The sequence below is a fragment of the Paenibacillus sp. J22R3 genome (genome assembly GCF_056269305.1).
In genome coordinates, this window is the sequence record NZ_JBWDNS010000013.1 from 53820 (window position 1) to 66887 (window position 13068).

Consider the following 13068-nt stretch of genomic DNA (forward strand, 5'->3'; position numbering starts at 1 on the left):
CTATCGTTTTTGTCGGAATTAAAATTCATACCTCAAAATAACTCGTCAATCCCCCGTACTTAGGCCATCCAGCGCCTCAAGTGTCTGCATCACGTGATCAATAAGATCCGGCAAATCCTCCATTTGCTCCTCGTTGATTTTCCGATTAAAATGCAGTTCAATTTCATTAAAATAGCTGACTGTTTGCTCACCATACGTAAAGCTCAGCGTTTGTGTAGGCGGCAGCTCCGGCTGCCATAATTCGAGCAGCTTCTGCTCAATCGCCTTGCACTCCGCTTCCGTATCTTGAACCGGCATATAGAAGCGCAGTCGCAGCGAACACCCCGGGTTCTCGCCTTTCTGTTCCAGCAGCTCTGCCGCGAGATCCTTCAGCGATGCTTCCAGCCGCATCTCTGCCGTAATGCCGCCTCCGTTCACCAGCGTGAATTGCAGCGCGAATACCCGTGCCATAACAGCCATTTCCAGCCGATCGACGCGATGCGTAATCAGGATTTGTCCGGCAATATTGTCCAGATCATAGACTTGATTCTCGATCGCTACCTTCAAGTTATCAAATACAGTCGGATCAAACATATGATCGAGCTCCCTTCGCTGGTATGGTCTTATCTTATAACGTTGTGAAATACCTGCCAAGTTCTTCTTCAGCTCCGTTCCAAGTTGACATGCTGAGCTATAATCGTATACAGTTATTTCAATAACAAGCAAATGGATAAAGCCATGAAGGAAAACAGCAGCGTTCAAATCCTGCTTCCAGAGAGTCGGCGGTTGGTGCAAGCCGGTACAGGTTGAACGTCAATTACATTTCCCGAGCTTCTCGTCTCCGAAACTGCAAGCTGCAGAAGGAGCAGACGGTTGTCAGCCGTTACATGACAAGAGTGGAGAACGCAGCGCACTGCGTTTTCAATTAGGGTGGTAACGCGATGACTCGTCCCTGTCTATGACAGGGGCGGGTCTTTCTTTTGTTTTCCAACTCAATTCAACTACCTAATGGAGGGATTTCAACAATGTTAAGCGGAAGCGTACAAAGCAGTAAAGACTTGGTTAATGATCTGGAATACCGTGGACTGATTCATCAGCTAACGGATACCGAAAACTTGAGAAAGAAGCTGGAAAGTGAGCGTGTCACGCTGTACTGCGGTTTCGACCCGACAGCCGACAGCCTTCATATCGGCAGCCTGCTACCTATTCTATGCCTTCGCCGCTTCCAGCTTGCTGGCCATATTCCGCTTGCACTTGTAGGCGGAGGTACAGGCTTGATCGGCGACCCAAGCGGTCGCTCCAGCGAGCGTTCGCTTAATACGGCGGACACGGTTGCATCGTGGACGAACAGCTTGAAAGCACAGCTTTCTGCATTCCTCGATTTCAACTCAGAAGGCAATCCTGCTAAGCTGGTCAGCAACTACGATTGGATTGCTCAGCTAGATGTCATTACGTTCCTGCGGGATATCGGCAAGAACTTCACGGTTAATTACATGCTGGCGAAGGACTCCGTAGACTCGCGATTATCCAATGGCATTTCGTTTACGGAATTCAGCTATATGATCCTGCAAGCTTACGATTTCTATAAGCTGCATCAAGAACATAACTGTTCCCTGCAAGTAGGCGGAAGCGACCAATGGGGCAACATTACCGCGGGTCTTGAATTGATCGGCAAAATGGGCGGCGGCGACGCTTACGGCATGACGATGCCGCTTGTTACGAAGAGCGACGGCAAGAAGTTCGGCAAATCCGAGACAGGCGCAATCTGGCTCGATCGGAGCAAAACATCGGTGTACCAGTTCTACCAGTTCTGGATCAACACGGACGATAACGATGTCGTGAAATTCTTGAAATACTTCACGTTCCTCTCCCAAGCGGAAATCGAAGCGCTCGAGAACGAACTGAAGCAGCAGCCTGAACGCCGCGTTGCACAACGGGAGCTTGCTCGTGAAGTAACGAAGATTGTGCATGGAGAAGAAGCCGTCGTAACCGCAGAGAAAATCACGCAAGCGCTGTTCTCCGGCGAATTCATGTCGCTGAGCGAAGCCGAGCTTGTAGAAGCGCTGCAAGATATGCCGACTACCGTTTGTACGGGTGAAGAAGATCGCAGCTTAATGGACCTGATGATCGAAGTCGGTGCGGCTTCATCACGTCGCCAAGCGAGACAGGACATTGAGAGCGGTGCGGTCTCTATCAACGGACAGAAACAAACCGTCAGTGAAACCGTACTCGGACAAGATCAGAAGCTGTACGGCAAGTACATTCTCCTTCGCCGCGGGAAGAAGAACTACTTCCTGGCGCGGTTTGAATAACATACTTGATCTTGATATAACCAAACAAAATAAAGCCGCTATCCATGATGGATAGCGGCTTTTTCGATGGCCAAGGGCCCAATAGTTTAAGGTATAAATTGCTGTACGATGCGCGTAACTTTACCGTTCTGAATCGTTAGATGATACGGATAATCGCTGACAGTAATGAGGCCGTCTGCGTGAAAAATCGCATCGAATTTATCAAGCGAAATGGCTTGGTTCCACTCGGTGGAAGCATTCACAAGGCTGCCGGTACGGTCATAGATCTGCATAATGACGGCTGCGTGAGGATCTACCTCGAGCGTCTTCACCGTTTCATCATCATTCACGATGTAGTAGCCGTCTGGGGCTTTGTCGAGACCGGAATCCGGTTCTTCTTTGACGAAAGCCGCATCCGCCGCTTCCCCTTCGAACCACTGAATCTCGTCTGTCTGCAGAAGCAGCTTACCGCCTTGCGTGTCCATGCCGTTGATGTAAACCGTGATCATTTCCGGAGTTTGGGTTACAGGCGCGTAGCCCTTATTATCGACTGCCGATGCTGTTGAGATGCAAGCTACCAATCCGATGATTGTTAGCGTGATGCCTAGTGCATGTCGGTTCATAATTACCATCTCCTCGCTCGCGAGCGTTAGCGAGACTTGCCTTTTAGTAAGACTTGCCTCTATCTCTACTATACCCGTTTTGGGTGAAATTGATAGATTCAGCAAGCTCGAATTTGCTAAAATTTACGTAAATGTTTTGTCGCTTCGAAAAGCATGTGTCGGCGTACCGACTACGCCCGGTTTGCAGGTGAAGATTCCGCCTGCATGCGGTTGATCCCCACTCGTCTCCGGCGTGAGACCGATACTAGCTGTCGTGATGTAGAGGATATCCAGGTTGTCGCCGCCGAAGATGCATGAGCTCGCTTTTGCCACAGGAACGTAGATCGATTCCAGCTTTTGTCCCGTCAGTGGATTCCATCTCGACACCTGCCATCCATCCCAATGGGCGATCCATAACATGCCTTCGCTATCGATCGTCATTCCATCCGGGAACCCTTCCTCCGGCCGAAAATCAATCACCAGCCGCGGATTACGAATCGTCCCTGTCAACACATCGTAGTCGAACCCTGTCACCGTCTGTTTCATCGAGTCGATATAGTACAGCTGCGTTTCGTCGAGACTCCAAGCGATGCCGTTGGATACGCCAACGTCATCCACCATTTTGCGGCAGCTTAAATCATGATCCAGCACATAGAAGGACCCTTTAACATCCACTTCGGCATCCTGCATCGTCCCCGCCCAATAACGGCCGGCAGAGTCACATTTTCCATCGTTAAATCGGTTCTCAGGCAAATGCGCCTCCGGATTTGCAATCGGGGTCAGCTTCCCGGTTCCGCAGTGGTAATGCTCGAACCCATCCCGCGTCGTCAGAATGACGGCATCGCCATCTGAAGCATCACATACGACAGCGCCGACCGGCTTGCCGATCGTAAACTGCTCGTTGCGCCCCGTAGCCGGATCGAACCGGCTGAATGATCCGCCGGTTATATCCACCCAATAGAGCTTCCGTTGCTCCGCATTCCAGCTTGGTCCTTCAGCGAGTATCGCTTGAGCGTCAAGCACCAGCTCCGCCTTTCGGGAATGCAGCTGCTCTCGCAGCTGTGCATTAGATTGCTGCATCAATCGTTCATCCTCCTACAAATCAATAGTCATCCCGCCATCAGCCACTAACACGGCCCCCGTCATGAACGAGTTGTCCGCGCTTGCCGCGAACATGACGACCGATGCGATCTCATCTGCTGTGCCGACACGGCCCATCGGCTGCGCTTCGTTCCACTGCTTCATCGTTTCCTCGCGCGGAGTGTCGAGGTTCTTGATGCTGCTCTCCAGCATCGGCGTATGTACAGCCCCGGGCAGTACCGCGTTAACCCGGATATTTTGTTTGGCAAAGTCTAAGGCAATCGCCCGAGTCAACGACACGATGCCGCCTTTGGAAGCAGCGTAAGCCGAATAACCATCCAAAGTTGCCAGCGCATGCACGGAGCTGACGTTCACAATAGCACCGCCGCCTCTGCTGACCATAGCAGGAAGCACCTCACGGCAGAACAAAAAGACCGATGTCAAATTATTCGTGATGACCTCGTTCCAACCCTGCAAGCTCATCTCCGTAATGCGAATTTGCGGACATACCGCGGCATTGTTCACCATGACGTCGATCCGACCGTACTTGGCGAGCGTATCCTCCACCACCCGCTTCACATCCGACTCCGACGACACATCAGCCTGCATCGCAGTGGCTAGCAGTCCCGCTTCCGTAATCTCCTCCGCGACCGCCTCGCCTTTCGAAGCCGTGCGATTCACCACGACAACCGATGCACCTTCCTTTGCAAAACGATGACAGACAGCTCTTCCAATCCCGCTTCCTCCACCAGTCACGATAACCACTTTCCCGATCCAGCTCATATGCGGCCCCCATTATCAGGTATTATCGAAAGAGACGTCCTTGGTAGGGACGCCTCTCCTCTGTTCTTACTTAACGGTCTCGCGCTTCTCCCAGCCTTGCTTGAAGAGCGGCAGCCAATTGCCCACCTGGTACGGATGCTTATCGATCTCTTCAAGATTCAGCTCCACGCCAAGGCCCGGCCCTTCCGGAGGCAATAAATAACCATTCTGAACCTTCAAGGGCGGGAGCAGTACTTGCTCTTCCCACGGCTCATTGAATTCATCGAAAATTTCATGGATGAGGAAATTCGGCGTCGCCATATTCAAATGGCTGCATACAACCGAGCATACCGGACCTTGCGCGCTGTGCGGCGCCGTTACGCCGTTATGGGCATGGACCATGCCGCAAATTTGCTTCGATGCCGAGATGCCCAGATACTGCGGCTCCAGCTGGATGATATGCACCGCATCATGACGGAGCAGCTCCGCGAATTGCTCGCGCGAGTAGTAGTCCTCCCCGCAGGCGACCGGCACCGGACTGCGGCGCGCCACTTCGACCATGCTGGAGATCAGCTGCGGCGGAACCGGCGCCTCGAACCAGGTCGGTTCATATTTCAGCATCGCATCTGCGAATTGCAGTGCCGTACTCACGCTGAAGCGATTATGGCCTTCGATGAGAATGTCGACATCCTTGCCGACTGCTTCCCGGACTGCCGCAATATTCTCGATTGCAGCGGAGAAGTCCTGCCGGCTAACCGTACGCCAAGCCGCGCCGAACGGGTCGAACTTCAAGGCGGTGTAGCCTTTATCGACCACAATCTTCGCTTTCTCGAAGAAGTTCTCCGGCGTATTCGGTCCGCGGTACCAGCCGTTGGCATAGCAGCGCAGCTTATCGTGACAGCTGCCGCCAAGCAGTTTATAGAGCGGCTGGTTCGTCACCTTGCCCATGATGTCCCAGCAAGCGGTTTCAATTGCGGCCAGCGCTGAACCTTGAATCTGTCCGCCGTCGGAATAGACGTCGCGAAACAGCTTCAGACTGATCGTTTCCACATCGAACGGATCGCGTCCGATGACGAGATGCTTCAGCTCGTGAATGGCAGCCTCTACGGTTTTGGCGAAACCGTTCAGCGTCCCTTCACCAAGCCCTGTTACGCCTTCATCTGTGTCTACTAACACGAAGAGCCAGTTCTTCCACGGGTTGCCGAGAATATAAGTGCGAATATTAGTTATTTTCATTGCCGCTGCGCCTCCCAATTTCATTATCCTTAATTGAGCCCAGCGTAGCATAGCCGTTCGGGAAGCGACAAGATGTCTAACTTGTATACATCAAAGCATGATCTTCTTCACATATTCAATATGCCGCTGCGTTAATTGAACGGTTAGCTCAGGATCGTTACCTGCCAGCGCATGACGAATCTGCCAATGCTCTTCGATGCTGCCTGCGAGACGCTTCTTGTTGCGATTGAAGGTCGTCCGCACAACGAGCAGAAACTTATCTTGGATGCGCGACATCACCTCGGTATACTCTTCATTATCGAGTCCGGCGATAATCAGCGCATGGAATTGGCGGTCCAGCTCCACGTACCGGATGATATCCTCGTTTGCTATTGCTTCTGCCTGCTGCGCCATATTCGCATCCAAACCTGCGAAGAACGCCGCATCCATCTTCCCCGTCAGCCGCCGAACCGCATAGGTTTCCAGCGATAATCGCAGCTCGTAGATCTCCAGAATCTTCTTTAGCGACACCTCCTGCACGATGACCCCCTGCTTCGGGGACAGCTTTACAAGCCCCATCATCTCCAGGCGATCAAGCGCGGAGCGAATCGGCGTTTTACTCATCCCCAGCAGCTCGCTGAGCAGCTTCTCGGACAAGAACATTCCGCCCTGCCACTCTCCGGTTACAATCCGATTCTTTATCGCTTCGAAAGCCTGATCACGCAGCGTCACCGCGGTCTGCTGCTTCTCCAACATCCGTCCCTCCTTCGCTTCCTCACTCTTATGTTATACTACTTTTTAATAGTATCCGGATGCACAAATCATAGGAGGGATCCTCAGCATGCCCCGCCAATCGCTGCGTGATGAAGCCTATCACATCATCTATGAACAAATTATAGGCGGTGTGCTTGCCAAAGGAGCCGTCACCTCCGAGGTGCAGCTCAGCCGCCAGCTCGATATGAGCCGCACGCCGGTCCGCGCCGCACTGCAGCAGCTCGAGAATGAAGGCTTCCTGCGGATCATTCCTAAGCACGGCGTGCTCGTGCTTGATTCATCCGCCCAGCGGGTCGGCGATCTGCTCGAGCTGCTGACCGCGCTGCTGCTGTATGCCGTGACGAGCGTGCGCCTTCGCGACGAGGCTGCGCTCAGCGAGTTGTCCCGGCAGCTGGTCCACGAGTTGGAATCATTGCTATCTGTCGGCGATGAACCCGCTCTTGCGGTCGCCGGCGATCATGCCCCCGCTCATATTGTCGGCGGCGAACTTGCGTTATGCCAGTTCGAATATGATTTCGTGAGCCGCGTCATCGCGCTCAGTCACAACCAAGAGATGCAGCAAACGCTAGCAAACAGCGCATCCCGCTTATTCTGGGCCGGCAACAAGAAACGGTGGCTCGCGCCATACCGTTTCGAGATGGGAGACACGCTTCACTCCCTGCTAAGCCGCCTAACCTCTGATACCGATAGCTTCATCGATGCAGTGAACCGTTACTTGCACATGCTGAAGAAGACTTGGATTTAGTCAATCTTCTAGCTTATCCTACGTAGATGAATCCAATATCGCCGGTTCCAGGTGGTGGATAGCTAACAAAGTTGTAAAGTTGCATAACATGCAACTTTTCCCCACTTAAGCCGCCTAATCTACGCAAATGTTGCAGGAAATGCATCATTTCTATGCCATATCGCATCTACGAGGCTATTCCTTGAGAGAATGTTGCAGATTCTGCAACATAACGCTCAACATCGCCACTTACGGCATCCTAATATTGCATATTCTGCAACATATCCATCGCTGCACCAGCCCCATCCCCCAGTACAGCCACGTCATTCGTGTAAGCGACACTCCCTTCGCAGCAGAATCACTTACACTTCAATTCATCAAACGAACTCCACCTTGCCGCCTTCGAGCGAAGCAATGCGAGCTAGCGACTCCACCCGGAACCCCTGCTCGAGCAGTTTACCTCTACCGGATTGGAACGACTTCTCGATTACGATTCCGATACCGGCCACCTCTGCCCCGGCTTGCTGAACGATACGAGCCATCCCCAGCGCAGCCTCACCGTGAGCGAGAAAATCATCAATAATTAACACGCGATCATTCGGCGCGAGGAACTTTCTCGATATCGTAACCTCGCTCTCCTCTTGCTTCGTGAACGAATAGACCTTCTCCGTGTACAGATCATCCCGAAGCGTCAGTGATTTGCGTTTACGTCCGAACACCATCGGCACGCCAAGCGGAAGCGCCGTCAATACGGCCGGTGCAATGCCCGAAGACTCGATCGTCATGATCTTCGTCACGCCGCTCTCACGGAACAGCTCGGCAAAAGCTTTTCCGACCGCAAGCATCAGCTCCGCATCCACCTGATGATTCAGAAACGTATCTACCTTCAACACGCCGCCATCCAGCACGATGCCCTCTTGTCTTATTTTCTGCTTCAGAAGCTCCACTGTACTCACGCCTCCTATTCACCTAATCCGTAAGCTAAAGCTTCAGTATTCCCCGATTATCCGCCCTAATTCTGCCAGCCGCTCACACATGCTTATTTCGAAAAGCATATTGAATCGTTTGATCCTCCAAACTAATCGATTTGACCAGCAGCGATATTCGATTCTCCGGGTTGATTCCCTCCCAATAGAAATCAGCGGTTTCTTCAATCGAATCGAATAACGGCACTTCGAAGGGATCGCCTTTAAACGGCTTCAATACACCGTCTCGTTCTGATTCATAGGTATGTATGCAGTGTCCGGTTCCTTGCTTGAAGCGGCTGAAGTGGTAGCGATTACGCAGGCACACCGAAGGGTCATTGTCATAGGTTTTGAGAATCGACAATTCATACTGCTGCACATCCGCATAGATAACGGCCGAGATCCTCGGTGTAAAATGCGGCGCATCCGGCTCGAACTCTCGATTCATAAGCGCTTGCTCGAACGTTTGCCTAAGCTGCAGACCTTCATAGATGGTGTCCGTCTGATCACCGTTCGAGACAATGTGCGCATCTCCCAAGTGACGGATCGGATAATAAATAATAAGCGAGGGGTCCTCCATCAACGCCGGATCGAAAGCTTTGTTCCTCACATACAGGCCATCTTGTTCAAAAATCCGATTGCGGCTGTTCACACTGCGCCCCATAATCCAATACACCTGCATGTAATGCGACCCGGAAGGCGTCATGCCTGCTATCAACGTTCTCCCCGGATAAGGCTTCTCAAACAACTCCTGTTGATAAGACTTCACTCACATCCGCTCCTCTACCGAATATGCAAAAAGAGGTAAAGAGAACTCGTAAGCTCTCCTTACCTCTGCCCAGACTCTTAAATTACTCTCACAATACCGAAATGAGTCCCATAAATCAACTATTATTATGCAAATCCGCTCAAAAGACCTTATTCTCGCTCCATTCCACAACCTGCACGCCGGGAGGCGCCATAACGCTCGTGCACACTTTGCCGCTATCGTCGACATGCCACTTCACATGGAGATCGCCATGCGGAGTGTTGACTGTACCGCTGCATGCGCGAATGCCGCCAACCGGATTTGGTGAAACCATCACGGTCTTGTAACCCGGTTCAAGAGACTGAACACCGAGAACAACTTCACCGATCCATTTGACTGGTGTGCTGGACCAAGCATGGCATAAGCTCATCCGATAGGAGCCGTAAGCGGTATAGGTCGTAAGGGCATCGTGAAAGTCGCGTCCCTCACCTTCTCCGTGCGAATAGGCTTCCCAGAAAGTCGTGGCCCCGTGATCGAGCATACCGCCCCATACGATCGAAATGACCTCATACGCCCGTTCATGTTTGCCATATCGGGAATAACATTCAGCGAGTTGGAACGCCGACAAAGGCGTGATTGGATCCATCAATTCATATTCATCCAGAAAAGCTACGGCAGCATCAGCACTTACATAACCGCTCGCAATGCCGAGCACTTTTACTGCCAGCGCATAGGATTCCTTCATATAATCCTCGGAAGTGAGTGCTCGCATTGGCCAATCCAGCAGCGGAGTCAGCTCCAGCTCAGGTAATTCGGCTGCCAATTTCACCAAGTCGGCATGCGTTAGTGCATAGATAGCCTGCAGCGCAATAACCTTCTCCTCATTCGTGAGCGGTACCCATTCAATCAGAATGCCGTCTTGGATGAGAAGGCCCTCGCCGGGTTTCGTGTTCTGAAGCACCCATTTGATATGACGCTGCATCGGCTCCTTCAGCTCCAGCACGAACTCCTTATCGCCCGTCTGAAAATAATACTCGGTTACCGTCTTCATCCACCAAAGCGTATATTCACAAATACTGTTCATCCAGTGCCCGCTAGGCGTACCTTCTCCCAGCTCACGCACCGCGCGGCGGATGACCTTCGTATCATCCCATAAGAAGTAACAGGATTTCGCTGCCAGGTAGAAATCAAAGGTCCAGTTCAGCCGATCCCGCTTAATCCCGTCCCACAACCCAATCTGATGACAGATTCGGCTTGTATGTGCGGATACCTCGAAGATTTGATTCAGCTCCGCGTTGTCGCTTTGCAAGTTCCCTGCCTGACGCAGCGCCACATGAACCGTTTGGAACATTAGCTCTAGCTCAAATGAATGCCCCGGCTCACCAAGCACAAACAGCTGTATATATCGGCAGCCCTGCGGGAGCGTGCAAACCTTTTCCCCCGGAGCCACAACGAGCCACTCCGTGATGCATCCGTCATAATGTTCAAGCTCCATGAGCGATTCGGCACCATTCCATAACAGCTTTATCGACTCATCCCCTTGGTTCGAGACCGTAAATCGGCAATTATGCTCCGCAAGCAGATCTACAGTCACTCTCGAAGCGCTGCCGAGGTCCATCTCCATCTGCAACTGCCTCATCGCTCTCCATTCATTCTGCTTCCGTAGATGGTAGAATAACTCTAGCTGCTCCTGTTCCGGTTGTACGAGCATTCCATCTTGCCCATGTGCGCCGCTGAGCTTGACCTTGCCATCGCCGGATACCGCCGCTTCTACCCCGTATTGGTCCTGCACGATGACTTCATTCAGATCATACGCCGCAATATCTCCGAAGCCGCCTGCTACGAAAGCTGCCGGACTGTTCTCTAAATCACCGAATGGCTCTTCGCCTAATAGACAAATTTGCGCAGCAGCCGATTCATCCGCCAGCCAGTTCTCTGCCTCTGTCGTAAGCCATAATCCTTCACCCTGCAAGAATGCAATCGCACCAACCCTGCGATTCCACAGATAATAGTTCACTTCTACCAGTGGGATGAACTCCGTACAGTCCATTTCCAGCCTTAGCTCATGCTCCCCCGGCTGCAATACATCCGGAAAACCGACAATGTTCATAAAAGCGCCTGCATTCCCCGCACGTTCTGCAATCTCAGCTACCACTTGCCCATCAAGCACAACTCGCGCTGCACCTGTAAACGATGCGTGTAAGGAGACTTGGCGAATTTCTTGTTCTGCCGTAAATGTACGAGTCAGCACGCACTTGGGCCGCTGCTCCCGTTCCTGATGCCAAATCCAAACCGGCAATTGTACCTCAGCTATAGTTGTCGTCTCCATCCCATCGTTCCTCTCTTTGCTTGAACATTATAGTCACTAAAAACGTTTTTAATGTGAACCTAACGCCGCTAGCCACCACCTTATGGCAGAGAGTTACGGATCTGTAAGCACTTTCAATTCAATGTACTGACATCTTACCATCGACTGGACGATTCCTTCAACATTAAAACAAACTGCGTTTTTGAAGCGCCGAATCCCTTGATATCACTGGATTTTCTCGAAATTCGGCTATAAAAATAAACAAAAAATGCACGAGCTTGATGATATTTATGTATTATGTAAAACGTTTTTATACTGGAATATACAAAAAAAGCCCCCTGCTTTCGCAAGGAGCGTTCGTTTTAAAAGATGGTCGGGATGACACGATTTGAACATGCGACCCCCTGGTCCCAAACCAGGTGCTCTACCAAGCTGAGCTACATCCCGTTATAAAGATAAAAAATGGCGTGCCCTGAGAGATTCGAACTCCCGACCTTTTGATTCGTAGTCAAATGCTCTATCCAGCTGAGCTAAGGGCACTAATGGAGCGGAAGACGGGAATCGAACCCGCGACCCTCGCCTTGGCAAGGCGATGCTCTACCGCTGAGCCACTTCCGCATTTAAATATGGTGCGCGTAGAGGGACTTGAACCCCCACGGTCGCCCGCCAGATCCTAAGTCTGGTGCGTCTGCCAATTCCGCCATACGCGCATAAGAAAATGGTGAGTCATGTAGGATTCGAACCTACGACACCCTGATTAAAAGTCAGGTGCTCTACCAACTGAGCTAATGACTCGAGTAAAGATGGTGCCGGCGATAGGAGTCGAACCCACGACCTACTGATTACAAGTCAGTTGCTCTACCAACTGAGCTACACCGGCAAGAATAAAGCTTTGGTTAAAATGGCGGAGCCGACGGGATTCGAACCCGCGGTCTCCTGCGTGACAGGCAGGCATGTTGGGCCACTACACCACGGCTCCGCAGTAAAATTGGTTGCGGGGGCAGGATTTGAACCTGCGGCCTTCGGGTTATGAGCCCGACGAGCTACCGAGCTGCTCCACCCCGCGATAGTACAAGTAAAACATATATGGTGGAGGCTGACGGGATCGAACCGCCGACCCTCTGCTTGTAAGGCAGATGCTCTCCCAGCTGAGCTAAGCCTCCAGGGAAATGAATGGTGACCCGTAGGGGACTCGAACCCCTGTTACCTCCGTGAAAGGGAGGTGTCTTAACCACTTGACCAACGGGCCTTACAAGAAAAATTACAACGGAGAAGGAGGGATTCGAACCCTCGCACCACTTACGCAGTCTAACCCCTTAGCAGAGGGTCCCCTTGAGCCACTTGGGTACTTCTCCATGAATGGCTCCCCGAACAGGACTCGAACCTGTGACAACTCGATTAACAGTCGAGTGCTCTACCAACTGAGCTATCAGGGAACAGTGTTATTCAGGAATCTTGTTCAAAGCTTGCGCCTTGAAAACTGGATACGAACCTTTGCGAAGGTCTTGTTTAGCTGATTGTTGTCCGAAGTTGAACATCCGAGCAGATGTTCGTAGGATAAGCCCTCGACCGATTAGTATTCGTCAGCTGCATGCATTGCTGCACTTCCACCTCGAACCT

11 protein-coding genes, 12 tRNA genes and 1 other annotated feature are annotated in these 13068 nt (G+C 51.8%); of the genes, 2 read left to right on the forward strand and 21 right to left on the reverse strand.

From position 1 onward, the window contains the following. Window positions 1-45: 45 nt before the first annotated feature. A complete protein-coding gene (locus AC0YN4_RS30500) occupies window positions 46-573 on the reverse strand; it encodes a hypothetical protein (RefSeq protein ID WP_475784199.1) in 528 nt (175 codons plus the stop codon). Window positions 574-708: 135 nt separating this feature from the next. Continuing rightward, window positions 709-936: a binding site (T-box leader), on the forward strand. A gap of 68 nt (window positions 937-1004) precedes the next feature. Between AC0YN4_RS30500 and tyrS the strand changes: the two genes are divergently transcribed. Beyond that, on the forward strand, window positions 1005-2291 hold the full coding sequence (gene tyrS / locus AC0YN4_RS30505; protein ID WP_475837557.1) for a tyrosine--tRNA ligase: 1287 nt from the start codon (window positions 1005-1007) through the stop codon (window positions 2289-2291). A gap of 86 nt (window positions 2292-2377) precedes the next feature. On the opposite strand, the gene AC0YN4_RS30510 is transcribed toward tyrS, so the two are convergent. The 5 genes from AC0YN4_RS30510 to AC0YN4_RS30530 all read right to left on the reverse strand — a co-directional run bounded on the left by AC0YN4_RS30510 (window position 2378) and on the right by AC0YN4_RS30530 (window position 6685). Beyond that, a complete protein-coding gene (locus AC0YN4_RS30510) occupies window positions 2378-2893 on the reverse strand; it encodes a hypothetical protein (RefSeq protein WP_475784197.1) in 516 nt (171 codons plus the stop codon). Window positions 2894-3016: 123 nt separating this feature from the next. Continuing rightward, window positions 3017-3952 carry an SMP-30/gluconolactonase/LRE family protein gene (locus tag AC0YN4_RS30515; RefSeq protein ID WP_475784345.1) on the reverse strand — a complete coding sequence of 312 codons (936 nt, stop codon included), beginning with the start codon at window positions 3950-3952 and terminating at the stop codon, window positions 3017-3019. A 15-nt stretch (window positions 3953-3967) separates the two neighbouring features. Next, window positions 3968-4735: an SDR family NAD(P)-dependent oxidoreductase gene (locus AC0YN4_RS30520; RefSeq protein WP_475784196.1), complete on the reverse strand. Its 768-nt coding sequence runs from the start codon at window positions 4733-4735 to the stop codon at window positions 3968-3970. Window positions 4736-4801: 66 nt separating this feature from the next. Then, window positions 4802-5950, reverse strand: a complete 1149-nt coding sequence (locus AC0YN4_RS30525; protein WP_091225446.1) for a mandelate racemase/muconate lactonizing enzyme family protein — start codon at window positions 5948-5950, stop codon at window positions 4802-4804. 90 nt (window positions 5951-6040) lie between these two features. Further along, complete coding sequence (locus AC0YN4_RS30530) at window positions 6041-6685, reverse strand: GntR family transcriptional regulator (RefSeq protein ID WP_475784195.1); 645 nt, start codon at window positions 6683-6685, stop codon at window positions 6041-6043. 85 nt (window positions 6686-6770) lie between these two features. On the opposite strand from AC0YN4_RS30530, the gene AC0YN4_RS30535 reads away from it, so the two are divergent. Then, window positions 6771-7448, forward strand: a complete 678-nt coding sequence (locus AC0YN4_RS30535) for a GntR family transcriptional regulator (protein ID WP_475784194.1) — start codon at window positions 6771-6773, stop codon at window positions 7446-7448. Window positions 7449-7804: 356 nt separating this feature from the next. On the opposite strand, the gene AC0YN4_RS30540 is transcribed toward AC0YN4_RS30535, so the two are convergent. From AC0YN4_RS30540 to AC0YN4_RS30610, 15 genes are all read right to left on the reverse strand, one after another. Then, a complete protein-coding gene (locus AC0YN4_RS30540; RefSeq protein ID WP_475784193.1) occupies window positions 7805-8374 on the reverse strand; it encodes a xanthine phosphoribosyltransferase in 570 nt (189 codons plus the stop codon). 82 nt (window positions 8375-8456) lie between these two features. After that, window positions 8457-9161, reverse strand: coding sequence for an IMP cyclohydrolase (locus AC0YN4_RS30545; RefSeq protein ID WP_475784192.1), 705 nt, complete (start codon window positions 9159-9161; stop codon window positions 8457-8459). A 139-nt stretch (window positions 9162-9300) separates the two neighbouring features. Continuing rightward, window positions 9301-11469: an alpha-L-rhamnosidase-related protein gene (locus tag AC0YN4_RS30550; protein ID WP_475784191.1), complete on the reverse strand. Its 2169-nt coding sequence runs from the start codon at window positions 11467-11469 to the stop codon at window positions 9301-9303. A gap of 349 nt (window positions 11470-11818) precedes the next feature. After that, window positions 11819-11895, reverse strand: a tRNA-Pro gene (locus AC0YN4_RS30555). 16 nt (window positions 11896-11911) lie between these two features. After that, window positions 11912-11988 (reverse strand) — tRNA-Arg (locus AC0YN4_RS30560). 3 nt (window positions 11989-11991) lie between these two features. After that, window positions 11992-12066, reverse strand: a tRNA-Gly gene (locus tag AC0YN4_RS30565). Window positions 12067-12075: 9 nt separating this feature from the next. Beyond that, a tRNA-Leu gene (locus AC0YN4_RS30570) sits at window positions 12076-12158 on the reverse strand. A 9-nt stretch (window positions 12159-12167) separates the two neighbouring features. Beyond that, window positions 12168-12243: transfer RNA gene (locus AC0YN4_RS30575), tRNA-Lys, on the reverse strand. A gap of 9 nt (window positions 12244-12252) precedes the next feature. Beyond that, window positions 12253-12328: transfer RNA gene (locus AC0YN4_RS30580), tRNA-Thr, on the reverse strand. A gap of 22 nt (window positions 12329-12350) precedes the next feature. Beyond that, a tRNA-Asp gene (locus AC0YN4_RS30585) sits at window positions 12351-12427 on the reverse strand. Window positions 12428-12437: 10 nt separating this feature from the next. After that, window positions 12438-12514, reverse strand: a tRNA-Met gene (locus AC0YN4_RS30590). A 21-nt stretch (window positions 12515-12535) separates the two neighbouring features. Beyond that, window positions 12536-12611: transfer RNA gene (locus AC0YN4_RS30595), tRNA-Val, on the reverse strand. 11 nt (window positions 12612-12622) lie between these two features. After that, window positions 12623-12697: transfer RNA gene (locus AC0YN4_RS30600), tRNA-Glu, on the reverse strand. Window positions 12698-12715: 18 nt separating this feature from the next. Further along, window positions 12716-12803: transfer RNA gene (locus AC0YN4_RS30605), tRNA-Ser, on the reverse strand. 5 nt (window positions 12804-12808) lie between these two features. Next, window positions 12809-12884 (reverse strand) — tRNA-Asn (locus tag AC0YN4_RS30610). Window positions 12885-13068 lie beyond the last annotated feature (184 nt).

Bases quoted from the DNA above. Each gene is read 5' to 3' on its own strand.
- AC0YN4_RS30500 (WP_475784199.1), bottom strand. From the start codon at position 573: ATGTTTGATCCGACTGTATTTGATAACTTGAAGGTAGCGATCGAGAAT.
- AC0YN4_RS30510 (WP_475784197.1), bottom strand. From the start codon at position 2,893: ATGAACCGACATGCACTAGGCATCACGCTAACAATCATCGGATTGGTA.
- AC0YN4_RS30515 (WP_475784345.1), bottom strand. From the start codon at position 3,952: ATGCAGCAATCTAATGCACAGCTGCGAGAGCAGCTGCATTCCCGAAAG.
- AC0YN4_RS30530 (WP_475784195.1), bottom strand. From the start codon at position 6,685: ATGTTGGAGAAGCAGCAGACCGCGGTGACGCTGCGTGATCAGGCTTTC.
- AC0YN4_RS30520 (WP_475784196.1), bottom strand. From the start codon at position 4,735: ATGAGCTGGATCGGGAAAGTGGTTATCGTGACTGGTGGAGGAAGCGGG.
- AC0YN4_RS30525 (WP_091225446.1), bottom strand. From the start codon at position 5,950: ATGAAAATAACTAATATTCGCACTTATATTCTCGGCAACCCGTGGAAG.
- tyrS (WP_475837557.1), top strand. From the start codon at position 1,005: ATGTTAAGCGGAAGCGTACAAAGCAGTAAAGACTTGGTTAATGATCTG.
- AC0YN4_RS30550 (WP_475784191.1), bottom strand. From the start codon at position 11,469: ATGGAGACGACAACTATAGCTGAGGTACAATTGCCGGTTTGGATTTGG.
- AC0YN4_RS30535 (WP_475784194.1), top strand. From the start codon at position 6,771: ATGCCCCGCCAATCGCTGCGTGATGAAGCCTATCACATCATCTATGAA.